Origin of the sequence: Roseomonas sp. CCTCC AB2023176, assembly GCF_042259275.1 — a bacterium.
Classification (GTDB): Bacteria; Pseudomonadota; Alphaproteobacteria; order Acetobacterales; family Acetobacteraceae; genus Roseomonas.
Map to the genome: position 1 here is coordinate 3,561,760 of NZ_CP170086.1, position 23,155 is coordinate 3,584,914.

Below are 23,155 nucleotides of genomic sequence, written 5' to 3' on the forward strand. Positions count from 1 at the left end.
CGTCACGCCAGGTAGTCGTGCACGACCTCGCCGAGGGCGAGGGTGAGGTCGGCCACGAGGTGCGTGGCGCCCAGCACTTCCAGCACCGGCAGGTCGGCGAGCGGCGCGAGCGCATGCGGCGTGAGGGACAGCGCAGCCGGCCCCGTCCAGCCGCCGCGTACGACGACGTCCGTCAGGCCGTACCGCACGAGTTCGCAGACGCGCGGCGTACCGTCCACGTGGGGGATGATCTTGAGCAGGAAGCCCGGCTCCGCCAGTGCCTCGGTGACCCTCTCATCCGGCAGGACGGCGTGCTTGTAGCCCATCGTTCCCGTCGCCACGCGTACGGGCCCGTAATCGAGCGTGCCGACGAGCGTGTCACGCTCCACCCGCAGGGAGGGCTGCGCGAGCTTCTTCGGAAAGCCCCAGAGCTCCCGCCCCGCCGCGATCGGCGGGTCGTCGTCGAGGAACATCGCGTGGACGTAGCCGCCGCGCTCCGTGCCGAGCCGGACCGGGATGACCTGGCCGCTTTCGGTATAGTCCCCGAAGCCCGTGCTGTCGGGCATGCGGATGAACTCATACTTGACGATCGGCGCATCCCATTCGAGCGGTTCCGGCACCACGCGACGCAGCGCCTCGGGATCGGTGCGGTAGGTGATCACGAGGTATTCGCGCCGCGCGAAGCGATAGGGTCCGGGCGGGAAGGAGGGATTGAGGAGCGGCATGGCGAAGGCCCGCCGCAGCACGTCGTCCTCGGTCATGCGCCGCGGCCCCGCAGGTAGTCGTGGATCACCGAGCCGTGCTCCAGCACGCAATCGGCAAGGAGGTGGGTCGCGGACAGCACGCCGCGCACAGGCAGCTCCGCCACCGGCGCCAGGCCGTGCGGCAGCAGATCCAGCGCGGCCGGTCCCGACCAGCCCCCATGGAAGCGCACGCCGCTCATGCGGAAGCGAACGAGCTCGCAGATCCGCGGCTTGCCGTCCACGTGCGGGATGATCTTCAGCAGCACACCGGGCGCCTGCAATTCCGCAAGTGCGGCCTCCTCCTTCAACGCGCGGTGCTTGAAGCCCATCGTCGCCCTCGCGACGGGCACCGGCCCGAAGGACAGCGTGCCGACGAGCGTGTCGCGCTCGACCGCGAGCGAGGGCGCGGCCAGCTTGTGCGGGAAGCCCCAGAGTTCCCGACCCGCCGCATTCGCCGTGTGCGAGTTGACGTAGGAGCCGTGGACGTAGCCTGCCTCCTGCCCCTCCGGCGTGAGGACGGGGAGGATCTGGAGCGCCATCGCGTAGTCGCCGAAGCCCGTACTGTCCGGCACGCGCACGAACTGGAAGCGCACCTCCGGTGGGCCGGGCCGAAGCGGCGCCGGGATGACGGCGGCGGCCGCCTCCGGGTCGGTGCGGTAGGTGACGGTAAGATACTCGCGCCGCGCATAGGCGTACGGGCCAACGGGATAGGACGGGCTCGTCCGGGGCATGGCAAAGGCACCTGCCCGGACCTCGGCGGCGCGCATCAGGCCGCCTTGCGCACCGCCGGCTTCTCAGCCGATGGCGGGTTTGGCCGGGGCGCAGCCTCGCCCGGCACATCGAAGGTGCGGGCGCCGATCTCCGGCGGCATGGGCACCAGCCAGGGCGAGGCGGCGAGGGTCGTGCCGGCGTCGCGGAATCCGGCGGCCCAGCGCGCCTCCATCGTGCGCCGGCTGAACTCGTAGTCCTTCGCCTGGCCCTGCGGCTCCTCGGGACGGTAGATCAGCTGGACGATGTCCATCGTGGTGACGCAGCCGAAATGGTACAGCGCCTCGGCCTCGGGCAAGGCGCGCAGCTCCGGCGGCAGCTTCTCCAGCAGCATGTTCACGGTGTGCCGCGCGTCGTGGGTGCGCCGGATCATGTCACTCGCCGCGCGGGTGCGGCTGGAAAAGCGGATGTCCTTCTCGCGCTCCTGCGCGTCGGTCAGCGACGTGGGCAGCGGGCCGCGGGCGGGGAAGACATCGACCTGGAAGGTCAGGCGGCTACGGCGCGGCAGCGTGTCGATCACGTATTGCAGCGGCGTGTTGGAGACGAGCCCACCATCCCAATAGTGCTCGCCGTCGATCTCCACCGTCGGGAAGCCGGGCGGCAGCGCGCCGGAGGCCATGATGTGCTCCGGGCGGATGACCGTCTCCGCGCTGTCGAAATACGCGAAGTTGCCCGTGCGCACGTTCACCGCGCCGACGCTGAGGCGCGTCTCCCGCGAGTTGATCCGGTCGAAGTCGATCAGGCGCTCCAGCGTGCTCCGAAGCGCGGAGGTGTCGTAGTAGCTCGTGGGCGTCGTGCCGGCCCAGGCCGCCTGCAACCACGCCAGCGGTTCCAGCGGCGAGAAGAAGCCGGGCTGCCCGAACGCCATTGCCGACCAAGCGCCGAGCGCGCGATGGTCGCCCGTCCAGGCCGCCAGCGCGCGGTCGAAGCCCGGGGGCCAGAAGGGCTGGGGCGCCGTGATGCCTTCCCAGAAGCTCCGCAAGCGCTCGACCCGCGTCGCCACGGGGTTGCCCGCGATGATCGCCGCGTTGACCGCACCGATGGAGATGCCCGCAACCCAGTCCGGCAGGTAGTCCGTGGACGCGAGCGCCTCGTACACCCCGGCCTGATAACTGCCGAGCGCGCCGCCGCCCTGCAGCACCAGGGCGACCGCCTTGTCATAGGAGGCAGGCCGGGCTGGTGCGTGAAGCTGCGTCATCCTCGCCTCCGTCATGATCCGGGGATTATCACCTGCGCATCGCTTCGCGACGGCGTGATGGGTGGTTACGCGCTCAGCCCGGCGCAGTGACCGGAAGCAGCGCACCGGTGATGCCCGATGCGTCGGAGGAGAGGAGGAAGCCGATGACGCGCGCGACCGCGGCCGGCTGCACCCAGGCCGAGTGATCCGCCCCCGGCATCGCCGCGCGGTTCACGGGCGTGTCGAGCGTCGTCGGCAGCACCGCGTTCACCCGGATGCCGTCGCCGCGCAACTCCGCCGCGGCGCTCTCCACAAGGCGCAGCACGCCGGCCTTCGACGCGGCATAGGGCGCCTGCATCGCTGGTGCCGAGATCGCCGCGAGCGCACCGACGGCGACGAGGCTGCCCGCGCGCCGCGCACGCATCGCCCCGATCGCCGCACGGAAGATATTGGCCGTGCCGAGGAGGTTGAGGCGGAACATCGCCTCCCACTCCGCGGGCCCCGCCTCCGTCACCGATGTCATCGCGAAGCCGCCGACGGTATGCGCGAGGCCGTCCACGCGGCCGAAATGCCGTTCGGCCGCCGCGACGGCCTCCCCGCAGGACGCGGCGTCGGTCAGGTCGTGGCCGGCCAGCGGGAGGTGTCGCGCGGCGCCCGGCAGGTCGGCGAGAACCGCTTCGAGCGGCGCCCCCGTGCGGTCCATCGCCGCGATGCGGCAGCCCCTCGCGTCCAGATCCGCGAGAACGGCGCGGCCGAGATGCCCGGTCGCGCCGGTCACGAGGATGATGGGTGCCGCGTCAGCCATAGGGTCCAAGGGGTCTCTCCGGATGATCTGCGACCCGCTGTATCGCACCGTCGGCGTAGCGGGCGAGGACGCCGAGAAAGGTGAGGAGGACGGCCGGCCGGAACAGCGCGTCGAGCGGCCCCAGATCGCACATTCCGGACAGCCATCCCGCTGCGATCCACACCGCGGGACAGGCGAGGAGGATCACGACGGTCGCGAGCGCGCCGACCAGCGCGGGGCGCGAGACCCTCAAGGCTCCTCGGCACGGAAGACGAGCAGGTCGCCGCGCCGCTCGACCTCGCCCTCCAGCGTCACGCGGTGGCCAACGAGATGCCGGAACGCCGGCATCGGTGCGCGACCCTCGCGGTCCGCGAGGAGGAGGAAGGCCTGCCCGGTGACGGGCGACGCCGCCACGAAGACGGCGGGGATATCGCCGTCCAGGCACAGGACCGCGCAGGCGCGATGCGACAGGCCGGTGCCCGGGCGCATGGCGCCCGCCGCGCATTTGCCGTCGCAGATCTCGCCCGTCACGCGCCAGCGCCCGAGGGCTTCGGCGGGTTGTGGGGCCACCGGCTCCGCCGCGACCGGCATCGGCGGCCCGGAGGCCACGAGCATCTCGAGCGTCCCGCGGCGCAGGACGAAGCCCTCGATCCGCACCATGCGTCCGTAGGGCGGCGGATCGCCGAGCGGCGCACCGCGCTTGCCGTCGCCGGAGAGGAAGAGGGTTCGCGAGGTCGCGCGGCCCTCGCCCGGCGGCACGCGCAGGAGCGGCGTAGGGCCGTCGAGCAGCACTCCGGTCACCCCTCCTTCGACCGGCAGGTCCGCGAGGGGCGGCCCCCCGGCACCGTCGCGAAGCCCCGCCCCGCCACGTCGCGCGAGGCTGCGCCGATGACGAGCGCCGCTGCGGGAAGCAGCACCAGCGCCGCGACCGCGACGAGCGCGAGAAAGCGCCGCAGCGCGGGGGAGGGGAGGCGGCCCAGCCGACGAAGAACGCGTCCCTCGCCGCGTCACGCGCGGGCCTCATGGTGACCCTGGCAGCGCGACGGGTTCGGCCGGCATCCCGGGCGGGTGCGGCTCCGGGTGGACGAGGACATCGCGCCCCTCGATCCGCAGCGGATAGGTGGCCAGACGCTCGGTGTAGGGCGGCGGCGCGCAGCCGTCCTCAAAGCGATACTGGAAGCCGTGCCAGGGACAGGTGATGCAGCCGTCGAGGATGCGGCCCTCCCCGAGCGGGCCGTTCTGGTGCGCGCAGAGGTTGGTCACGGCCACCAGGCGCCCGGCATGGCGGAAGACGGCGATGGGATCGCCCACCTCAGGCCGGAGGATGACCGCCCGCCCCTCCGGGATTGCGTCGCAGGGTCCGACGCGCAGCCAGCCCGTGTCCTGCGCGGCGCTCACCACTTCCGCCCGCTGGCCCGCACGCGCGGCGGCGAGGTGCAGCCCGGTGACGAGCCCTCCCGATCCGAGCATGACGAGCGGGAAGACCGGACCCGTCGAGGATTGCAGGTAGCCCCACGCCACATGCGCCACGACGAGCGCATAGGCCGGGTAGATCGCCATGTGCAGCCACTTCCACGACGTCGGGCCGAGATAGGCAAGCCAGAAGTCGTGACTCGTCGCCGCGAGCGCGAAGAGGATCAGCAGCGCCACGACCCCGAAGGGAACGAAGGGCGGCGCGTGACCCGGTCCCGCCAGCGGCTCGGAGGACAGCAGCGCGACGAGCGGCGGCGTCGGGCTGAAGGCGAAGTACCAGCCCAGGACCTCCGCAGCATGCGCCAGCGCGACGAGGAAGGTGACCACGCCGAGGTGGCGGCGGTTGTAGAGCAGCGGCAGGAACCGCCGGTCGAGCCGCGCCAGCGGCCCGATGCAGAGCGCCGCCGTGAGCAGGAGGAAGGCGAGGCTGCCGAATGCGCGGAGGGACAGCGTCGGCGGATCGAGCGGCGCGTTCGGATCCGCCAGCAGCGGCGCGAGGTAGAGGAAGGCCAGCAGGTACCCCACGACCGCCACGCCGAGCACGACGTCGTAAGCGATCTTCGCGCGCGTCCAGCTCACGGGCAGCAGGCGCGCGCTCACCGCTGCCCACCCCGCGCGGAGAGGCGCACCGCGGCCGATGCCCCGTGGTCCGGCCGCAGCAGGACGGCCGAACCGAGGATGAGGCACAGCAGGACGAGAAGCCCCATCCAGGCCCAGGCATGAACGCGCCGCTGCGCCGGCCGCATCAGCCGGCCGTCAGGTCGCGCGTCGGCCGGGAGCCCGAAGTTCGTCCCCAGCGGGCGACGACGATGGGCCAGGCCAGGATCAGCCCCGGCAGCAGCAGCGGCCGCACCGCGTAGGCCCCGCGAGCCGCGGGCACGGCCCGTTCGATCTCGCGCAGGAGAAATGCGACCCCGACGACCAATCCGACGAGCGCGTAGCCCGCGCCGGCGGCGAGGACGATCTCGGCGAGAGCCCTGGTCATGCCTCACCCTCCTCGGACAACGCGTGGCCTGCCGATCTTCGCGGCACAGCGGCCGACGGTTACGCCGGCGTGCGGCGTCGCCTCGTGAAGGGTCCGGGACAATACGGGGACGAATGGCCTGTTGCCCGGCGCCGGGCGGGGCGGCCCGTCGGAGGCGCCTCGTCGGGGGCGCTCCGCCGGGCCGCCGCGATTGCGGGCAGGTCGGGGCGAATCGAAGCCCCGCGGCCGCGCAACCCCGCCCCGGCAACGAAAGGCGTGTGCCGGCACCCGCTCATGTCCTCGCGAGCCACCGGCGGATCGCGGAGGCCCCTTCCGCTCCCTCCAGGAGGGCGGCGCGCCGGTCCGGGTCCGGCGGAAGGGCCAGACCCTCGGCCACCCGGAAGCTCGTCCCGTAGCGGCCGAGGAACAGGCGACGCTCGCCGGGCGCTGGCATCGCGGGGCTCTCGGGGTCGAGGGGCAGGCCGAAGCCGGCCAAGTGGAAACCAGGTGCCCCGCGGTTCCGCGCGCCGAAGCCTTCGACCGAGAGCGCGGCGATGCGTCCCGCGAAGACCGCCAGCGGCTGCTCCTCAAGGCTCTCGACCGCCAGCCCGCCGGCTTCGGGCCGACCGCGCACGGTGACGAAGGCTTCCTCGGGCAGGTCGAACGGAAGGCTGCGGAAGCGCAGGCGGGTCGCGCCCACCCGCCACGCGAACCCGTCACGCCGCAACTGGCCCCGCAGCACCGTGCCCGCCGCAGCGCCGACGGGGCGGAGGGCGGTGGCGACGACGGCATCCCCGCGCCACAGCCCGCTCACGGCGACGGGCTGGCCTGGTCGCAGGGTGCCGACGGAACCGAAGCCCCCGTCCGCAGCCCGGACGGGGAGGGTCGGGCCCAAGACGACGGGCGTCCCGAGGATCGCGAGGCGACCATCCCGCAACGGCTCCACCGGACCGATCAGCGGGTGGAACGCCGTCACGCGGCGCGCGAGGAAGCGGTCACCCTCCCGCGTCGCTTCCACTGCGACCGTATCGCCGGGCAGGACCGGCTGGGCGTCCGTCGTATCCATCACCGTGTCGCGCGGGGTCTCCACCCGCAGCCCGTTGACGTAGAGGCTGCCCAGCGCGGTGACGGTGCCGAAGATGCCAGTGGGGGAGTTGCCGGCGGGGGAATTGCCGGCGGGGGAGATGCCGGTGCCGCCGATTCCGCCCTCCTCTCCACCCGCGGCGAGGCGCCGGGTCGCGGGCGCGCAGCCCGCGGCGAGCAGCATGGCGGCCGGGATGGCGCGGAACGTATCGCGGCGGCGGGTCATCACGGCTCTCCGGCGGGATCCGGCTGCGCCTCGTCGGGCGCCGCCTCGCGGAAGAAGAACAGGCCGAAGCGGAAGCGTTCGGTGGCGTCGGGCATGCCACGGGCCGCCTGCTGGCGTTCCAGCGCCAGGCTGTTGAGGTGCCGCAGGGCCGCGAGGCCGAGGGTGCGCGCCTCTTGCTCCAGCTGGTCCAGGTCCTCGGGGCGCAGGCGGTTGTAGAAGACCGCCCGCTCGAGGAAGCGGCGCTCTCCCGGCCCGGCGAGCAGGTTGGCGGTGGCCGCGGCGAGGTGGTCGCGCAGGTTGTCGCGGAAGAAGCGCAGCGACTCCTCCGCCGCTGGGTCGCCGGGGACGTAGGCGTCGGCGAGCAGCCGCAATTCATCGACCGCTTCGTCCCAGGCGACGAGGCCGAGGCGCAGCAGCTCGTCCAGCACCGTCCGGGGACGCATGTCCGTGGACACGCCCGCGACGAGCGCGTCGAAGCGCGCCCGGCTGAGCGCGGCGGGCCTGCCATCGGCCCCGGCGAAGGCGGGATCGCCGAGCCAGCGCCCGACGACCGTCGCGCCGAGCCCGCCGCCCCGTGGCAGGGAGACGGGGCGCGCCTGGTCCCGGATGGCCCGGACGTCCTTGCGGTGGACGCCGGTCAGGAGGCTGACGCGGCTGTCGGACGGCGCGCGCTCGCCGAGGCGGAAGTCGCGGACGGCCACCTCCACGTAGAGCTCCTTCAGCGCCGCGACCATGCCGGCGAGCGTCACCCCGCGCGCGACGAGGAGCCGCACGAGGGGCCGGAGAAGCGCCTTCAGCGCCGCGAGGAGCGGCGGGTGCTGCGGGGTTGTGCTCACGAGTCCCAGGCTAGGTCTGTGGGAAAGATGCGCAGTTTAGCAGCCCTGTTCAAGCGGCCGCATCTCGCACCCTCCCCCGCATCGGAAGTCATGCGGGAATATCTCTCAGTATCACGCGGCTGTGAAGATCGATCAGTGTGCTTTCAGGACGACATGAGCGACTGCGTGGGATATTTCCCCACGGGCTGGCAGGCGCCAGCGTCAACCGCCCTCCGGAGACCCCGATGAGCACCCCCACCGGCACCATCGCCAGCCGCCTCGCCAGGTCGGACCGAGGCTTCGACGATAGGCAAGGCGACTTCGACATCCTCAACGCGGCCCTTCGCGCCACCGGCCTCGACGCGGCCCTGGCCGATCCGGCGGCCTCGCTGACCCTGCTTGCCCCGACGGACGCCGCCTTCCTCTCCCTCGCGCGCAGCCTCGGCTTTGAGGGCCAGGACGAGGCGGGCGCCTTCGATGCGATCGTCGCCGCGCTGACCAGCCTCGCGCCGGACGGCAACCCGATCCCGCTGCTCACCGACGTCCTGCGCTACCACGTCGTGCCGGAGCCGCTGACCACGGCGGGCATCGCGCGCACGCCGGAACTGCCCACCCTGCTGGATGGCGCGACGGTCCGGCCCTTCGCCGGCGCCCTGCAGGATGGTGACCCCGACGCGGCCGATGCTCGTCTCCAGCCGCTCTTCTTGGAAACCGGCAACGGCAACATCCAGGCCATCAACGAGGTCCTGCTGCCGATCAACCTGCCCGGCAATTCCGACGGCCTGCCAACGCCGCCGAGCATCGCCGGCATCGTCGCGGCGTCCGGCAACGGCTTCGACACCAACGCCGCGGACTTCGACATCCTCCTCCGCGCCGCGAGCGATGCGGGACTGGTCTCGGCCCTCGCGGACCCGGCGGCCGACCTCACCGTCTTCGCGCCGACCGATGCTGCCTTCGTCCAGCTCGCCCGGACCTTCGGCTTCACTGGCACCGACGAGGCCGGCGCCTACGACGCGATCGTCGCGACGCTTACCGGCCTCGCGCCCGACGGCAACCCGATCCCGCTGCTGACCGACGTGCTGACCTACCACGTCGTGCCGGAGCGGCTGGACGTCCGCCAGCTCAACGCCGAGGACACGATCACGACGCTGAACGGCGCGACGCTCGACGTCCGCGGCACCACCGTCGTGGACGCCGAGCCCGAGCTCCGCGACGCCCGCCTCGTCCCGGGGCAGACCGACGTCGCCGCGTCGAACGGCGCGGTGCAGGCGATCGACCGAGTGCTGCTGCCCTTCGACCTCGACCTGTCCGGACCAGGCCTCGGCAGCTCCATCGCCGACCAGCTCGCGGCCTCCGGCAGCGGCTTCGACACCAACCGGCAGGATTTCGACATCCTCAACGCGGCCCTCGACGCGGCCGGGCTGACGGCGACGCTCGACAACCTGTCGCTCGACCTCACGCTCTTCGCCCCGACCGACGCGGCCTTCCTGCGTCTCGCCCGTGACCTGGGCTTCCGCGGCCGCGACGAGGCCGGCGCGTTCGATGCGATCGTGGACGGGCTGACGGCGCTCTCGCCCGACGGCAACCCGGTACCCCTGCTGACGGATATCCTGACCTATCACGTGTCGGGTCAGTCGCTGACGGCCGCCGAGATCGTCGCGGCGCCGAGCGTCACGACCCTGTCCGGCGAAGCGATCACGCCATTCGGCCGGCAGCTGATCGACCTCGATCCCACCCTGCCCGACGCGCGGGTCATCGTGGGGCGCGCCGACCTCCAGGCCACGAACGGCGTGGTGCAGGCAATCGACCGCGTGCTGCTGCCGCTGGACGTGCCGCAGGCCGGCCCCGGGACGGCCCCGCTGCCGACCCTGGCCGGACTGCTTGACGCCTCGGGCGACGGCTTCGACCGGAACGGCCACGACTTCGACATCCTGAACGCCGCGCTGGAGGCCGTCGGGCTCGACGGCGCGCTAGGCGACGCGGCGGCCAGCCTGACGCTGCTCGCCCCGACCGATGCGGGCTTCGTCCGCCTCGCTCAGCGGTTCGGCTTCGGGGGCGAGGACGAAGCGGGCGCCTTCGGGGCGATCGTGCAGGCCCTGACGTCCCTCGGCGGCGGCGATCCCAACCCGGTGCTGACGGACATCCTCTCCTACCACGTGCTGGACGGGACGTTCTCGAAGCAGCAACTGCGGGCGGAGGGCAGCGTGGAGACGCTGCTCGGGCCGGACCTCGTGTTCCGCGGCAACGGGATCCGCGACGCGGAGCCGGGCTACGCCGTACGCTTCGACGAGGGCGGCGACGTACTGGCCGCGAACGGCGCCCTCCAAGCGATCGACAACGTCCTGCTGCCGGTCAACCTCGACCTCATCTGACCGGACGCACCGGCTGCCGGCAGGCCAGAGGCAGGCCGGCAGCGCTTCCGGCCGGCGGCCAACCGATCTCTCGCGTCCCCGGAACGGGTGGCCCGTGCCGGAAGAGCGAAGGGCCGGACGCATCAGCACGGCACGCCGGATTGGACGAAGGGCGCGGAGCCCGCGGTGAAGGCGCAGCGCACCTCCGCCGCCCCGGCGCGGCTGCGCGTTTGGCGTCCTGGCTACGACGTCGCCGACCCGCCCGCGGCTCCCCCGGGCCGGGATCGACCGGACGGCCGGAAGGGCACGAGACGGCACCGGCCGCCTTCGTCCCGCGCCGCCGCGCGCCGCCTCACCCCGCGGCGGACGTGCCTTCGTCGGCAAGTGACGCCGATCCGGCCCCGAGCGGCACCGCCAGGTCGCAGACGAGGCCCGGCGCGTTCCAGGCGAGGGTCAGCGTGCCGCCAAGCTGCGAGCGCACCGTGCCGTCCAGCACGCGGGTCCCGAAGCCGCGGCGGTCGGGCGGTCCTTCGACGCGCGGCCCGCCGCTCTCCGACCAGCGCAGGCGCAGGCAGCCCGACGGCCCGCCCGTGACGGTCCAGCCGACCACGACGCGTCCGGCGGGGACGGAGAGCGCGCCGTACTTCACCGCATTCGTCGCGAGCTCGTGGATCGCCATCGCGAAGGGCTGGGCCGCCCCCGCCGGCAGCGCGACGGTCGGCCCGCTCAGTTCGACCTCGGGGCCGCCCCCGGCGTCGAGGAAGGGGGCCAGTTCCCCGCGCAGCAGCGTCACGAGGTCGGCGCCCGCCCAGCGGTCATCCGCGAGCAGCGTCTGCGCCCGTGCCAGGGCCGCAACGCGCCCCCCGATCGCGTGCGCGTAGGAGGGCAGGTCGGGCGCGCGCGTCAGCCGCAGGGCCGCCAGCACGACGGAAAGGGCGTTCTTCGCCCGGTGATCCACCTCGCGCGACAGCAGGGCCTGCCGCTCCTCCGCCCGTTTCCGTTCCGTGATGTCCACCACCGTCCCCGAGAAGCGCCGCGGGGACCCGTCGCGGGCCCGGAAGCAGCGGCCGCGCGCGGCGACCCAGCGGACCTCCCCGTCCGGCCGGACCAGCCGGTACTCCGCCTCGAAGGGTGCTTCCGTCGCGAAGGTGTGGTCCATCGCCGCCTCCACCCGCGGCCAGTCGTCGGGATGGATCGAACGCGCGAAATCCGCGAGCGGCGCGCCCGTGGCGGCCCGCTCCGGCGCCACGCCGAACAGCCGGGCAAAGCGTGCGTCGGCGTAGAGCCGGTCCTCCGGCATGTGCCAGTCGTAGAGCCCGACCATGCCCGACGCGTCGAGGGCGAGCTGCAGGCGCTCCTCGCTGGCGCGCAGATCGGCCTGGGCCCAGGCGCGCTGGACGGCGTCCCAGGTCCGCCCGGCCGCCTCCTCGACGAGGTCGGCCTCGGCCGGCGTCCAGCGGCGCGGGGCGGCGCTGTGGACGTAGAGGATGGCGGCGAGCCGGCCGCCGCGGCGCAGCGGCACGACGATGAGCGCACGTGTACCGATGCCCTGCCAGGTCGGGAGAAAGGCCGGATCGGCGGTGCGCGGATCGGCTTCGCAATCCTCGACGACGAGGGTGCGCCCGGCCCGGAGCTCGTCGATCACGGCGGGTCCGAAGGCATCGAGCAGGCGGGCCGCGCCGGCTAGCGACGGCGTGCCGGCGGCCGTCCAGTCGCGCTCCACGGACACGACCTCTCCACCGGGATCGATCCCGCCGTAGCCGGCGCGGTCGCCACCGAGCTCGCGCCCCAGCAGCTCCGCCGCGCGCAGCGGCAGGCGCTTCGGGTCCTCCACGCCCCGGAGTTCGTCGCCGAGCCGGACGAGGAAGGCCTGCTTGCGCTCGACGAGCACCCGGTCCGTCGTCTCCGCCACCGCGCAGAACATCCCGGCAACGCGGCCGTCCTCGTCCCGGACGGGAGAGTAGGAGAAGGTGAAGCAGGTCTGCTCGTCGAAGCCACGGCGGTTCAGGACCAGCGGCAGGTCTTCCCGGTAGCTCGCCTCGCCGGCCAGGGCAGCCTCGATCAGGGGCGAGATATCGGGCCAGATCTCGGCCCAGATGTCCTGGAAGCGGCCCCCGAGGGCGCCCGGGTGCTTGGCGCCGAGAATCTCGGCGTAGGCGTCGTTGTAGAGGAAGCCGAGCTCCGGCCCCCAGGCGACGAACATCGGGAACTTGGAACCGAGGAGCAGTCCGACGACCGACCGCAAGGATTGCGGCCAAGTGGCCGGGTCGCCGAGCGGCGAGGCCGACCAGTCCTGGCCCCGCATCAGCGCTCCGGTCTTGCCGCCCCCGGCGAGAAAGGCCCGGACCGTCAGGGGACCGGCCATGCCGGGGCAGAGAAAGACAAGAACGGCTCCAGCAACGTCGTCGGATGCGGCGGATCGCGTGCCCATCCCGACCTGCACCCATATGCCGTCGCGGGGCGGCGTGCCACCCGCGGCCTCCTCACCTTGCGTCCATCGCGAGCGCCCGGCCGGCGATCGGCGCATCACGGCCGCGTGGCCGGTCTTCGGGGATGGGCGGCACGGCGCCGTCCCGCGCGGCCCGGGGCCCCGGCGCACGTGCACACCGCCGCGTCCTCGCCAGGCCATCGGGGCGGGTTGCGGCGGTCCGGGCGCTGCCGGCCGCGTGGAGGCCGGCCTTCCCTCGCGGCCCGCCGGCACTAGGCTGCCGATCGTGGGAAAGGGCGACATCATCGTCGGCGCGGCCATCGGCCTGGGCATGACCGCGCGGGCGGCCGCGGATGGCGGTGCCGATTTCCTGCTTGTCCTGAACGCGGGACGGCTCCGCGTGATGGGGGCGCCCTCGGTCGCGGCCATGCTGCCCATCCGGGACAGCAACGCCTTCACCGACGCCTTCGCCCGCGCCGAGATCCTCGACCGCGTCGCCATCCCCGTCTTTTTCGGCGCCGCCGCCTGCGACCCGAGGGAGGAGGCGGCGGCCCTCGTCGCCCGGGTCAGGCAGGCCGGCTACCAGGGCATCGCCAACTTCCCGACCGCGATCCACTACGACGGCCCCTTCCGCGCGGCGCTGGAGGAGGCCGGGCTCGGCTTCGCGCGGGAGGCCGCGGTGCTCCGCGCCGCCCGCGACGCCGGCCTGATGACGCTCGGCTACGCCAAGACGCGCGCGGAGGTGGACCTGCTCCTCGGAGCGGGCGTTGAGCGGCTCTGCCTCAACTTCGGCTGGAATGCCGGGGGCAGCCAGGGCGTGCCGGGCGGGGTTCCCCTTGAGGAAGCGGCGGAACGGGCGCGCGCGGTCTTCCGGCACGTGCGCCGCGCAGCCCCGGCGACGCTCTGCCTCGTGGAGGGCGGTCCGATCGTGGACCCCGCCCACATGCTCGCCGTCTGCGACGCCTCGCGCGCCGACGGCTATGTCGGCGGGTCCACGCTCGACCGGCTGCCGCTCGAACTGTCGGTCATGCAGACCACCTCAGCCTTCAAGTCGGCCGGCCTCCTGCGGCCGGCGCGGGCCGCTGCGTCGCGCGAGCGCGAGCGCGTGGCGGAGGTGTCCGGCCTCATCGGCCGGTCGCGCGCGATGGCGTCCCTGGCGGACCGAATCGCCCGGATCGCGCTGACGGACCTGCCCGTGGTGATCGAGGGCGAGCCGGGATCGGGCCGCACCACCGTCGCCCGCGCGCTGCATGTCGCGGGACGCCGCGGGGGCGCCTTCGTCGTCCTCGACGCGCGGGAGGACATGGCGCGCCGGCTCTTCGGCGACGGTGTGGCCCTCGGGCTCCTCGCGCAGCCACGCGTCAGCGTCGTCATCGAGGGCGCGGACGCCCTGCCGCCGGTCCTGCGGGGCCGCCTCGCCGACTGGATCGAGCGCGGCACCTTCGAGCGCTTCGCGGCGGCGCCGGAGCGTCCGCCGCGCGCCCGCCTCATGCTCGTGCATCCGCCCGGCGGACAGGCGCTCGCCCGGTCCCTCTCTGCGCAGCGGCTCGTGGTCCCGCCGCTGCGCGAGCGGCTGGAGGACATCCCGGCCCTGGCGCGCGCCATGCTGTCCGGGCTGCGCGGGCGCGGCCCGGCCCCGTCGCTCGACCCCGCGGCGCTGCGCTTCCTCATGGCGCAACCCCCGCCGGGCAATCTACGCGGCCTGCGCGAGGTGCTCACCCGCGCCGCGACGGACGGGGCGGAGAATCGCATCGGCGTCGCGCAGATGGAGGCGGCGACGGGCAGCGCGGAGCCCGCGGCACCAGCCGGACCCGTCGGCGACGAGCGCGCCTGGATCCTCGATGCTCTGCGGCGCCACCGCTTCCGGCGCGGGGAGGCGGCGGCCTTCCTCGGGATCTCGCGCAAGACGCTCTACAACCGAATGCGGCGCCTCGACCTCCGGCCCTGAGGGGGATCGGCCCAGGCCAAGGGCTCTCCGCCCTCGACCGCCACGAAGCCTGCGAGGTCGGACCACCAACGCGCGGGGTCCGCCGGTGGCTCGATGCCGGGATGCAGCAGGATGCGGCGGAGCCCTGCGGCGATGGCCGCGGCTGCGGCCTCCCGGCCGGTGGCGCAGGCGATGGGGGAGAGCCCGTGTTCCGCGAAGCGGGCGAGCACCCGGTATTCGGCTTCGGCGCGGAGGCCGAGCGATCGCAACGCCTCGGCAGTGTCGCCGGCATGGGCCTGCACGGTCGGGAAGTTCGCGACTTCCAGGATGCCGGCCCTGCGGAGGACGGGGGCGAGATCGGCGACGCGCAGGAAGGGATCGCAGGCGAAGATGCCGGCGATGGGGGCTGCGGAACGCGGCGCGGGCCTGCCGGCGAGCGCGTCGCGCAGGGTCCCGTTGATGTCGAGGATGGGGAGGAGCCCCGCCAGCGGCCAGAGCGCGGGCGGGAAGGGCGCGAGGGCCGGCAGGAAGATCGCGTCGCGTCGTCGGCCGGCGGGGACGCGCTGGAGGTCGGCGATGACAGTCAGGCGGCGCGGCGCGGGCATGACCCAGTTTTACCCAATCCTAACCCGCTTTTCATCTTGAGGCTTCGGTCGGGCTCCCGCACACAGGGATCAACGGCCCCCAAAGGGGCTGACGAGGCACCGGTTCAGCCGGCGTCGGGGGAAGGGTCGGGGAACGCACCGGGGATGGACCTCGCGGCAACCGTCGTTCTGAACGGGCTGACGCTCGCGGCGCTGTACTTCCTCGTCGCCAGCGGCTTCTCGCTCATCTTCGGCCTCATGCGCGTCGTGAACATGGCGCATGGCTCGCTCTACCTGATCGCCGGCTACGTCGGGTACCGGGTCTTCGAGCCGCTCTACGACCAGGACGTGTGGTGGGCCTGGTATGCCGGCCTCGGCGCCGGGATCGCGGCGGCGGCAATCGCGGGCGCGCTGATGCAGCGCCTCTTCCTCGGCTGGATGCAGGGGCAGGAACTGCGCCAGGCTCTCGTCACCATCGGGCTCTCCATCATCGTCGCGGACCAGCTGCTGGCCGTCTTCGGCGGCAACCCGCGGCAGTTCTTCGCGCCGGACGCGATCTTCGGCTCCACGCAGGTTCCGGGCGTCGGCGGCTACCCGACCTTCCGCCTCGTGCAGATCGCGGTGGCCGCGGCGGTCGGCGTGGGCCTCTGGCTGCTGCTGAACCGGACCCGCCTCGGCATGATGATCCGCGCCGGCGTGGACGACCGGGAGATGCTCGGCGCCTGCGGCGTGAACGTGCCGGCGGTGGGGATCGCGGTCTTCGCGCTCGGCGCCGCGCTGGCCGGCCTCGGCGGCGTCATCGGCTCCACGGCGCAGCCACTGGCACTGGGCCAGGACGGGCGCTTCCTGCTCATCTCCCTCGTCGTCGTCATCGTCGGCGGCATGGGATCCGTAACCGGCACGGCGGTCGGCGCCGTCCTCGTGGGCCTCGCGGAGCAGCTGGGGCAAGCGCTGTTCCCGACCTACTCCGTCATCCTCACCTTCGCCATCATGGTCGCGGTGCTGGCGCTGCGGCCGCAGGGGCTGCTCGGCCGTGCGTGACCGCGTGATGCCCCGGACGATCGCCGGGCTCCTGGTCCTGGCGGCCGCGCCCTTCCTGCTTGCGGCCGTGCTGCCGCCCGGCCAGGCCGGGTTCTGGACCGCGAACATCCTGGGGCGCGCGGTGGTCTTCGGGATCATCGCGCTGTCGCTCACCTTCCTCGCGACCTATGGCGGCTTCGTCTCGCTCGCGCAGATGACGATGGCCGGCGTCGCGGGCTACGCGGTCGCGATCCTCGTCGACGGGGCGGTGCCGCGCATCGCCGGAGGTTTCTCCTACGCCGCGGCCGTCCCGATCGGCCTGCTCGCCGCAACCCTGGCCGGCCTCGTCGTCGGTGCGATCGCCGTGCGGACGCGCGACATCTACCTGCTGATGATCACCCTGGCCGTCGCCATGGGCATCTTCCGCTTCGTCGAGACGAATCTCGCCTGGTTCAACGGATACGAGGGCATCCGCAACGTCGTGGGACCGACGCTCCTCGGCCGGAGCTTCCGCGACCCCTGGGTCTTCTACTACGTCGCCCTCGGCGTCGCGGCGCTGCTGTATCTCGGCATCCTCTACCTGGTGCGCAGCCCCTTCGGCCTCGTGCTGCAGGGCATCCGCGACAACCCGCGGCGCGTGGCGACGCTCGGCTATTCCGTCGGACTGCACCGCATCGCGGCCTTCGGCGTCGCCGGCTTCGTCGCGGGCTGCGGCGGCGTGCTCGCGACGATCTACAACATCGGCATCTCACCGGGCTCCATCGGCCTCGGCGCCACCGTGAACGTGCTGATCATGAGCGTCATCGGCGGGCTCGGCCACCCGATCGGCGCGTTCCTGGGATCGCTGATCTTCACGGTCTTCGACACCTTCGCGGCCAGCATCTACGACCGCGAGCGTTTCAACACGCTGATCGGCCTCGTCTTCCTCGCGATCGTCCTCGTCTCGCCGGACGGGGTGATCGGGATCGCGGGCCGGCTGCGCGGGGTGCTGGGGCTGCGTCCCCGGCCCGCGGGACTACCCCGACCAGGGGGCCAACCACAGGAGGAACGGTCATGACGACGAAAGTGACGCGGCGCGTGGCGCTGCTCGGCACGGGCGGCCTTGCCGCCCTGGCCGCGAGTGGTCTCAAGGCACCCGCCATCGCGCAGCGCGCGCCCATCAAGCTCGGCGGCATCGCGACGCTGGAAGGCCCCTTCGCTACGGGCGGCCAGGACGCCTACCGCTGCATCCAGCTAGAACTGGATCGCATGAACAACACGGTCGGCGGCCGCCGGATCGAGCTGATCCGGGAAAGCAGCAACGCCCAGGCCGACGTCGCCCTGGCCCGCGCCCGCAAGCTGATCGAGCAAGACGGCGTGGACATCATCCTCGGGCCACTGTCGGGCGCGGAGGGCATCGCGCTACGCGACTATTCCCGCACGCTGACCGGCAAGACGATCGTCAACGGCTCCTCGGGTGCCTCCGACACGACGTTGCGGAACCCGTCTCCGAACTTCTTCCGCTTCTCGACCGACGGCACGCAGTGGATGGCGGGGCTGGGCAAGCACGTCTACGAGACGATGGGCATCCGTGAGGTCGCGGTGACCGCGGGCGACTACGCCTTCCCCTACGCCCAGGTCTTCGGTTTCAACCTGGAGTTCTGCCGCCTTGGTGGCCGGGTGACGCATTACTGGGCGCCGCTCGGCACCACGGACTTCGCGGCGCAGATTGCGCAGATCAACCGCTCCAACGCCGGGGCCATCGTCGTCATCCATGGCGGCACGGACGGCCTCGCCTTCATGACCCAGTACGCCCAGGCCGGCGGCAGCAAGCCGCTGATCGGCGGTTCCATCATGGCGGACCAGACGATGCTCTCCGCCCGCGGCCCGCACCGCCGCGTGATGGCCGGCATGCTCTCCGCCGGCCCGATCGCCGACGTGATCGACGACCCGATGTGGCGCGACTTCGTCGAGCGCTACCGCCGCCGCTGGCTGAATGAGGGCGGCTTCCAGTCCCCCTCGATCCACGGCGTGAACTATACGACGAACCTCTATGGCATCCTGCACGCGCTGCGGGAGGTGGATGGCGACCTGTCGAACAACCAGCAGGCCTTCCAGCGCGCGCTTGCCGGCGCCCGCATCAAGGCGCCGACCGGCGCCGACGTCCGGCTGGACCACAACCGCCAGGCCATCTCCGACATCCTGCTCAACAAGATCGAGGAGCGGGACGGGCGCGCCCAGGTCGTCGCCTTCGGCAAGGTACCGCAGGTCAACCAGACGCTCGGCACGCCGGAGGATCGCTTCCTCGCCCTCGGCGCGCCGTCGCGCGACAACCCGGGCTGCATCGCCCAGGGCTCCTGAACTGATCCCCGGGGGCCGGCCTGCGCCGGCCCCCACCTTCCCGGAACCCCCGTGACCGTCCCTGCCATCCGGCTGCGCAACGTCGGCCGCCGCTTCGGCGCGCTCCAGGCCGTGCGCGACGTCACCCTCGACGTCGCGCCGGGGGAGCGGCGCGCGATCCTCGGCCCGAACGGCGCGGGAAAGACGACGCTGTTCAATGCGATCTGCGGCGACTTCCCGCCGACCAGCGGGCGGATCGAGTTCTTCGGGACCGACATCTCGGCGATGCGCCCGCACCAGCGCACGCGCCTGGGCATCGGGCGGACCTACCAGACCTCCCTCCTCTTCAACGGTCTGACGGTCCGGGAGAACCTCTTCGTCGCGGTGCGCGGCCTGCGCCCGAACCGCTTCTCCTTCCTTCGTCCGCGCGCGGGCGACGAGGGCATGGCGAAGGCGACGGCCCTTGCCGACCGCATGCGCCTGTCGCACCTGCTGGATGCGGAGGTCGTGAACCTGTCCCACGGCCAGCGACGCCAGTTGGAGGTCGGCATGGCCCTCGCCGGCGATCCGCGGGTCCTCATGCTGGACGAGCCGGCCGCCGGCCTGTCGCCCGGCGACCGTCCCGAACTGCTGCGCCTGCTTCGCGAACTGCCGCGGAGCCTGACCCTCATCCTCATCGAGCACGACATGGACATCGCGCTTCCCGCCGCGGACATCGTGACGGTGATGAAGGACGGCGAGGTCGTCGTCGAAGCGCCGCCCGACCGAATCGAGAGCGATCCCACGGTGCAGGCCATCTACCTCGGCGGTGGCCACTGATGCTCGCGGTTCGCGACCTGCACGTGCGCTTCGGCCAGGCGCATATCCTCCAGGGCGTCTCTCTCACGCTCGGCGACAAGCCGCTTGCCCTTGTCGGCCGTAACGGCATGGGCAAGACCACGCTCTGCGGCACCATCATGGGCCTCGTCGCCGCGGCGGACGGTGAGGTGGCGCTCGGCGGCGAGCGCCTGACCGGCCTCGCGCCGTACCGGATCGCGCGGCGCGGGGTCGCCCTCGTCCCACAGGGGCGCCGTACCTTCCCGTCCCTCTCGGTGCACGAGCACCTGAAGCTCATCGCGCCTCCGCGCGGCGCTCGTTGGACGATCGAGCGGGTCTACGACACCTTCCCCCGCCTCGCGGAACGGCGCCGTAACGGCGGTACCCAGCTCTCGGGCGGAGAGCAACAGATGCTCGCCATCTCCCGCGCCCTGCTGATGAACCCGCGCCTCGTCGTGATGGACGAGCCGTCCGAGGGCCTCGCCCCGGTCATCGTGGACCATCTGATCGAGGTGCTGCGCCGCCTGCCGGAGGACGGCATCTCGCTCCTGCTCGTCGAGCAGAACCTGCGCGTCGCGACCGCGGTGGCAGAGGAGGTCGCTATCATGGTCACCGGCCGCATCGCCGCGACCATGCCGGCCGCGACCATCGCGAACGACGTGGACATCCAGCGCCGCTACCTCGGCGTCTCCGCCGGCGGCCATTGAGAAGGGGAGGGGAGATGGCAAAGGTCTACGTCATCGGGACGATGGATACGAAGGCAGCCGAGCTGCGCTTCGCCACGGACTGCGTGCGCGGCGCCGGTGCCGAGGCCTTGCTGGTGGATGTCGGCACGAAGGGCCACGGCCACGCGGCCGACGTGCCGGCGGAGGAGGTCGCCTCCCGCCACCCCGACGGCGCCGGTGCCGTGCTCGGCCTGAACGACCGCGGCCTCGCCGTCGTCGGCATGGCGGAAGCGCTGACCCGCTGGCTCTCCGCACGGACCGACATTGGCGCGGTGCTGGGACTCGGGGGTTCCGGCAACACCGCGCTCGTCACCCAGGCCATGCGCGCGCTGCCGGTCGGCGTGCCGAAGCTCATGGTCTCGACGGTGGCCTCGGGCAACGTCGCGCCCTATGTCGGGCCCTCCGACCTCGCGCTGATGTATTCCGTCGTGGACGTGGCGGGGATCAACGCGATTTCCCGCCGCGTCATCGCCAATGCCGCCCACGCTGCGGCCGGCATGGCGATGCACCAGCCGCCCGCGGCGCCAGCCGGGGAAAAGCCGGGCATCGGCATGACCATGTTCGGCGTGACGACGCCCGTGGTCACGGCCGTGCGCCAGGCGCTGGAGGCCGACTACGAATGCTACGTCTTCCACGCCACCGGCGCCGGCGGGCAGAGCATGGAGAAGCTGGCGGATTCCGGCCTCCTGTCCGCCCTGCTCGATCTCACCACGACCGAGGTCCCGGACTTCCTCGTCGGCGGCGTCTTCCCCTGCACGGAGGACCGCTTCGGCAGCGTCATCCGCACGCGCGTTCCCTATGTCGGTTCGGTCGGTGCGGTGGACATGGTGAACTGGGGCGCGAAGGACACGGTCCCCGCCCGCTTCGCCGACCGCAACCTCTATGTCCACAACCCCCAGGTCACCTTGATGCGCACGACGCCGGAGGAGAACGCGGCCATCGCCGAGTTCATCGCGGCGCGGCTGAACCGCATGGAAGGCCCCGTGCGGTTCCTCCTGCCTCTCGGCGGCGTCTCCGCCATCGCCGTGCCCGGCATGCCCTTCCACGACGCCGCGGCGGATGCCGCGCTCTTCGAAACGCTGCGCGCCCGCTTCCAGCCCGGCCCGAACCGGCGCCTGGTCGAGGTGCAGGCCGCCATCAACGACCCCGCCTTCGCGGAGGCCGTCGTCGCGGCCTTCCGCGAGATCACCTGAGGACACGCGATCCCATGCCCCGCCCCACCCGCGCGGAACTGCTGCAGCGCTTCCGCGGCATGATCGAACGCCACGAGCCCATCATCGGCGGCGGTGCCGGAACCGGACTTTCCGCCAAATGCGAGGAGGGAGGCGGCATCGACCTCATCGTCATCTACAATTCGGGCCGCTACCGCATGGCCGGCCGCGGGTCCCTCGCCGGGCTGCTGGCCTACGGCAATGCGAACGAGATCGTGGTGGAGATGGCGCGGGAGGTCCTGCCCGTCGTCAAACGCACCCCGGTCATCGCAGGCGTAAACGGGACCGACCCCTTCCTCATCCTCGACCACTTCCTAGACCAGCTGAAGGCGCTGGGCTTCGCCGGCGTGCAGAACTTCCCGACCGTCGGCCTGATCGACGGCACCTTCCGCGCCAACCTCGAGGAGACGGGGATGAGCTTCGCGCTGGAGGTGGACATGATCCGAGCGGCCCGGGAGAAGGACCTGCTCACCACGCCCTACGTCTTCTCCGAGCACGACGCGGCGGAGATGGCGCGCGCGGGTGCCGACATCATCGTCCCCCACATGGGCCTGACGACCGGCGGCTCGATCGGCGCGGAAACCGCGCTGACGCTGCAGGATTGTCCGGCCCTCATCACGAAATGGGCCGATGCCGCGCGCCGGATCCGCCCCGACATCATCGTCCTCTGCCACGGCGGCCCGATCGCGACGCCGGAGGACGCATCCTTCATCCTGCGGGAAACGCCGGGCGTCCACGGCTTCTACGGCGCGTCCTCGATGGAGCGCCTGCCGACGGAGGTCGCCCTGACCCAACGCACCCGCGACTTCAAGCAGATCGCTTTCTAGGGGAACCCGAGAGATGGCCCGCGCCTACGCCTCCACCATCCTGGACGCACCGGTCGAGACCGTCTGGTCCGTCGTCCGCGACTTCAACGGCCTGCCGAACTGGGTGCCCGCCGTGGTACGCTCGGAGATCGAGGACGGTCTCGATCCCGACGTCGTCGGCTGCGTCCGCTCCTTCCAAATGTCCAACGGCGGCCACGTGCGGGAGCGCTTGCTGTCGCTTTGCGACCGGACCTACTCCTTCTCCTACAACTTCGAGACCCCGGCTTTCCCGGTGACGAACTACGTCGCGCGGATCCGCCTGATGCCCGTGACCGCGAGCGACCGCACCTTCGCCGAGTGGGAGGCGACCTTTGACGAAGCCCCGGGCGACGAGGGAAAGTATGTGGGCATCATCTCGAAGCACGTCTTCCAGGCCGGCTGGGACGCGCTGAAGACCCGCCTGCCCGGCATGGTCAAGCCAGCCGCCGCAAAGCGCTGGGCCGGCTTCCCGCCGAACAAGGTGTGGTGCAGCACGGTAATCCCGGGACCGGTCGAGGAGGTCTGGTGCATCATCCGCGACTTCGCGGGCATGGGTGGCTGGCACGACGCGATTACGGAGATGCACATGCTCGGCGGCGTGCGCGGCGACAAGGTCTCGGGCATCCGCGACTTCCGCTTCGGGGAGGGACACCTGAACGAGAACCTGCTTCACCTCGACGACGCCGAGCGGTCCTTCTCCTACTTCATCAGCAAGTCCGATCTGCCCTGGATGAACTACGTCAGCGGCCCGCGCCTGTGGCCCGTGACGGACTGCAGCCAGACCTTCGGCGCCTGGACCGGCGACTGGGTCGCGGACCCCCGCGATGACGTGACGCTCATCCCCATGGCCGAGAAGGAGGTCTACCTGAAGGCCTTCGACACCGTTGCGCAGCGCTACTTCGGCGGGAACCGCTGAG

General features: G+C 72.4%; 23 protein-coding genes. 10 read left to right on the forward strand and 13 right to left on the reverse strand.

Annotation, left to right across the window (positions count from 1 at the left end; translation table 11 throughout):
- Positions 1-2 precede the first annotated feature (2 nt).
- From ACE7GA_RS17845 to ACE7GA_RS17895, 11 genes are all read right to left on the reverse strand, one after another.
- On the reverse strand, positions 3-740 hold the full coding sequence (locus ACE7GA_RS17845; RefSeq protein ID WP_376089381.1) for an acetoacetate decarboxylase: 738 nt from the start codon (positions 738-740) through the stop codon (positions 3-5).
- Complete coding sequence (locus ACE7GA_RS17850; protein ID WP_376089384.1) at positions 737-1,489, reverse strand: acetoacetate decarboxylase; 753 nt, start codon at positions 1,487-1,489, stop codon at positions 737-739. Before ACE7GA_RS17850 ends, ACE7GA_RS17845 begins: the two co-directional genes overlap by 4 nt.
- Entirely contained in the window at positions 1,489-2,688 is a 1,200-nt protein-coding gene (locus ACE7GA_RS17855) for a DUF3734 domain-containing protein (RefSeq protein ID WP_376089387.1), read from the reverse strand. The genes ACE7GA_RS17850 and ACE7GA_RS17855 overlap by 1 nt, the downstream gene beginning before the upstream one ends.
- A 73-nt stretch (positions 2,689-2,761) precedes the next feature.
- Positions 2,762-3,472: an SDR family NAD(P)-dependent oxidoreductase gene (locus ACE7GA_RS17860; RefSeq protein ID WP_376089390.1), complete on the reverse strand. Its 711-nt coding sequence runs from the start codon at positions 3,470-3,472 to the stop codon at positions 2,762-2,764.
- Positions 3,465-3,704, reverse strand: a complete 240-nt coding sequence (locus ACE7GA_RS17865) for a hypothetical protein (protein WP_376089393.1) — start codon at positions 3,702-3,704, stop codon at positions 3,465-3,467. Before ACE7GA_RS17865 ends, ACE7GA_RS17860 begins: the two co-directional genes overlap by 8 nt.
- Positions 3,701-4,252 carry a hypothetical protein gene (locus ACE7GA_RS17870; RefSeq protein WP_376089396.1) on the reverse strand — a complete coding sequence of 184 codons (552 nt, stop codon included), beginning with the start codon at positions 4,250-4,252 and terminating at the stop codon, positions 3,701-3,703. Before ACE7GA_RS17870 ends, ACE7GA_RS17865 begins: the two co-directional genes overlap by 4 nt.
- Before the next feature lie 219 nt (positions 4,253-4,471).
- The gene (locus ACE7GA_RS17875; RefSeq protein ID WP_376089399.1) at positions 4,472-5,524 is read right to left on the reverse strand and encodes a Rieske 2Fe-2S domain-containing protein; all 1,053 of its coding nucleotides are present in this window, start codon (positions 5,522-5,524) and stop codon (positions 4,472-4,474) included.
- On the reverse strand, positions 5,521-5,670 hold the full coding sequence (locus ACE7GA_RS17880; RefSeq protein WP_376089402.1) for a hypothetical protein: 150 nt from the start codon (positions 5,668-5,670) through the stop codon (positions 5,521-5,523). The genes ACE7GA_RS17875 and ACE7GA_RS17880 overlap by 4 nt, the downstream gene beginning before the upstream one ends.
- Positions 5,670-5,909 carry a hypothetical protein gene (locus tag ACE7GA_RS17885; RefSeq protein WP_376089405.1) on the reverse strand — a complete coding sequence of 80 codons (240 nt, stop codon included), beginning with the start codon at positions 5,907-5,909 and terminating at the stop codon, positions 5,670-5,672. The genes ACE7GA_RS17880 and ACE7GA_RS17885 overlap by 1 nt, the downstream gene beginning before the upstream one ends.
- A 271-nt stretch (positions 5,910-6,180) precedes the next feature.
- Positions 6,181-7,197 carry a DUF5666 domain-containing protein gene (locus ACE7GA_RS17890; RefSeq protein ID WP_376089408.1) on the reverse strand — a complete coding sequence of 339 codons (1,017 nt, stop codon included), beginning with the start codon at positions 7,195-7,197 and terminating at the stop codon, positions 6,181-6,183.
- Complete coding sequence (locus ACE7GA_RS17895) at positions 7,197-8,033, reverse strand: DUF6502 family protein (RefSeq protein ID WP_376089411.1); 837 nt, start codon at positions 8,031-8,033, stop codon at positions 7,197-7,199. Before ACE7GA_RS17895 ends, ACE7GA_RS17890 begins: the two co-directional genes overlap by 1 nt.
- A 224-nt stretch (positions 8,034-8,257) precedes the next feature.
- On the opposite strand from ACE7GA_RS17895, the gene ACE7GA_RS17900 reads away from it, so the two are divergent.
- Positions 8,258-10,384: a fasciclin domain-containing protein gene (locus ACE7GA_RS17900; RefSeq protein WP_376089414.1), complete on the forward strand. Its 2,127-nt coding sequence runs from the start codon at positions 8,258-8,260 to the stop codon at positions 10,382-10,384.
- 331 nt (positions 10,385-10,715) lie between these two features.
- Here ACE7GA_RS17900 and ACE7GA_RS17905 read toward each other — a convergent pair whose 3' ends face one another.
- Complete coding sequence (locus ACE7GA_RS17905; RefSeq protein WP_376089417.1) at positions 10,716-12,728, reverse strand: PAS domain-containing protein; 2,013 nt, start codon at positions 12,726-12,728, stop codon at positions 10,716-10,718.
- A 349-nt stretch (positions 12,729-13,077) separates the two neighbouring features.
- Here ACE7GA_RS17905 and ACE7GA_RS17910 point away from each other — a divergent pair, with 349 nt between their 5' ends.
- On the forward strand, positions 13,078-14,739 hold the full coding sequence (locus tag ACE7GA_RS17910; RefSeq protein WP_376089420.1) for a phosphoenolpyruvate hydrolase family protein: 1,662 nt from the start codon (positions 13,078-13,080) through the stop codon (positions 14,737-14,739).
- Here ACE7GA_RS17910 and ACE7GA_RS17915 read toward each other — a convergent pair.
- Entirely contained in the window at positions 14,703-15,323 is a 621-nt protein-coding gene (locus tag ACE7GA_RS17915; RefSeq protein ID WP_376089423.1) for a phosphoenolpyruvate hydrolase family protein, read from the reverse strand. The two genes, ACE7GA_RS17910 and ACE7GA_RS17915, sit on opposite strands and share 37 nt — an antisense overlap.
- A gap of 144 nt (positions 15,324-15,467) precedes the next feature.
- Here ACE7GA_RS17915 and ACE7GA_RS17920 point away from each other — a divergent pair, with 144 nt between their 5' ends.
- The 8 genes from ACE7GA_RS17920 to ACE7GA_RS17955 are packed head-to-tail and all read left to right on the forward strand — an operon-like array spanning position 15,468 to position 23,154.
- The gene (locus ACE7GA_RS17920; protein ID WP_376089426.1) at positions 15,468-16,343 is read left to right on the forward strand and encodes a branched-chain amino acid ABC transporter permease; all 876 of its coding nucleotides are present in this window, start codon (positions 15,468-15,470) and stop codon (positions 16,341-16,343) included.
- Between the two features lie 7 nt (positions 16,344-16,350).
- Positions 16,351-17,379: a branched-chain amino acid ABC transporter permease gene (locus ACE7GA_RS17925; protein WP_376089429.1), complete on the forward strand. Its 1,029-nt coding sequence runs from the start codon at positions 16,351-16,353 to the stop codon at positions 17,377-17,379.
- Positions 17,376-18,662 (forward strand): ABC transporter substrate-binding protein, encoded by a 1,287-nt coding sequence (locus ACE7GA_RS17930; protein ID WP_376089432.1) that lies wholly within the window; start codon positions 17,376-17,378, stop codon positions 18,660-18,662. Before ACE7GA_RS17925 ends, ACE7GA_RS17930 begins: the two co-directional genes overlap by 4 nt.
- 51 nt (positions 18,663-18,713) lie before the next feature.
- Positions 18,714-19,460, forward strand: coding sequence for an ABC transporter ATP-binding protein (locus tag ACE7GA_RS17935; protein WP_376089435.1), 747 nt, complete (start codon positions 18,714-18,716; stop codon positions 19,458-19,460).
- Positions 19,460-20,164, forward strand: coding sequence for an ABC transporter ATP-binding protein (locus ACE7GA_RS17940; RefSeq protein WP_376089438.1), 705 nt, complete (start codon positions 19,460-19,462; stop codon positions 20,162-20,164). Before ACE7GA_RS17935 ends, ACE7GA_RS17940 begins: the two co-directional genes overlap by 1 nt.
- 14 nt (positions 20,165-20,178) lie before the next feature.
- Complete coding sequence (locus ACE7GA_RS17945; RefSeq protein ID WP_376089441.1) at positions 20,179-21,375, forward strand: Tm-1-like ATP-binding domain-containing protein; 1,197 nt, start codon at positions 20,179-20,181, stop codon at positions 21,373-21,375.
- Positions 21,376-21,389: 14 nt separating this feature from the next.
- Positions 21,390-22,220, forward strand: coding sequence for a phosphoenolpyruvate hydrolase family protein (locus ACE7GA_RS17950; protein ID WP_376089444.1), 831 nt, complete (start codon positions 21,390-21,392; stop codon positions 22,218-22,220).
- Between the two features lie 13 nt (positions 22,221-22,233).
- The gene (locus ACE7GA_RS17955; RefSeq protein WP_376089447.1) at positions 22,234-23,154 is read left to right on the forward strand and encodes an SRPBCC family protein; all 921 of its coding nucleotides are present in this window, start codon (positions 22,234-22,236) and stop codon (positions 23,152-23,154) included.
- Position 23,155 lies beyond the last annotated feature (1 nt).

What these genes read in the sequence shown, in the direction of transcription:
- ACE7GA_RS17845 (WP_376089381.1), bottom strand. Translation starts at nt 740, where the DNA reads ATGACCGAGGACGACGTGCTGCGGCGGGCCTTCGCCATGCCGCTCCTC.
- ACE7GA_RS17850 (WP_376089384.1), bottom strand. Translation starts at nt 1,489, where the DNA reads ATGCGCGCCGCCGAGGTCCGGGCAGGTGCCTTTGCCATGCCCCGGACG.
- ACE7GA_RS17855 (WP_376089387.1), bottom strand. Translation starts at nt 2,688, where the DNA reads ATGACGCAGCTTCACGCACCAGCCCGGCCTGCCTCCTATGACAAGGCG.
- ACE7GA_RS17860 (WP_376089390.1), bottom strand. Translation starts at nt 3,472, where the DNA reads ATGGCTGACGCGGCACCCATCATCCTCGTGACCGGCGCGACCGGGCAT.
- ACE7GA_RS17880 (WP_376089402.1), bottom strand. Translation starts at nt 5,670, where the DNA reads ATGCGGCCGGCGCAGCGGCGCGTTCATGCCTGGGCCTGGATGGGGCTT.
- ACE7GA_RS17885 (WP_376089405.1), bottom strand. Translation starts at nt 5,909, where the DNA reads ATGACCAGGGCTCTCGCCGAGATCGTCCTCGCCGCCGGCGCGGGCTAC.
- ACE7GA_RS17890 (WP_376089408.1), bottom strand. Translation starts at nt 7,197, where the DNA reads ATGACCCGCCGCCGCGATACGTTCCGCGCCATCCCGGCCGCCATGCTG.
- ACE7GA_RS17900 (WP_376089414.1), top strand. Translation starts at nt 8,258, where the DNA reads ATGAGCACCCCCACCGGCACCATCGCCAGCCGCCTCGCCAGGTCGGAC.
- ACE7GA_RS17905 (WP_376089417.1), bottom strand. Translation starts at nt 12,728, where the DNA reads ATGGCCGGTCCCCTGACGGTCCGGGCCTTTCTCGCCGGGGGCGGCAAG.
- ACE7GA_RS17915 (WP_376089423.1), bottom strand. Translation starts at nt 15,323, where the DNA reads ATGCCCGCGCCGCGCCGCCTGACTGTCATCGCCGACCTCCAGCGCGTC.
- ACE7GA_RS17920 (WP_376089426.1), top strand. Translation starts at nt 15,468, where the DNA reads ATGGACCTCGCGGCAACCGTCGTTCTGAACGGGCTGACGCTCGCGGCG.
- ACE7GA_RS17925 (WP_376089429.1), top strand. Translation starts at nt 16,351, where the DNA reads ATGCCCCGGACGATCGCCGGGCTCCTGGTCCTGGCGGCCGCGCCCTTC.
- ACE7GA_RS17930 (WP_376089432.1), top strand. Translation starts at nt 17,376, where the DNA reads ATGACGACGAAAGTGACGCGGCGCGTGGCGCTGCTCGGCACGGGCGGC.
- ACE7GA_RS17940 (WP_376089438.1), top strand. Translation starts at nt 19,460, where the DNA reads ATGCTCGCGGTTCGCGACCTGCACGTGCGCTTCGGCCAGGCGCATATC.
- ACE7GA_RS17945 (WP_376089441.1), top strand. Translation starts at nt 20,179, where the DNA reads ATGGCAAAGGTCTACGTCATCGGGACGATGGATACGAAGGCAGCCGAG.
- ACE7GA_RS17950 (WP_376089444.1), top strand. Translation starts at nt 21,390, where the DNA reads ATGCCCCGCCCCACCCGCGCGGAACTGCTGCAGCGCTTCCGCGGCATG.
- ACE7GA_RS17955 (WP_376089447.1), top strand. Translation starts at nt 22,234, where the DNA reads ATGGCCCGCGCCTACGCCTCCACCATCCTGGACGCACCGGTCGAGACC.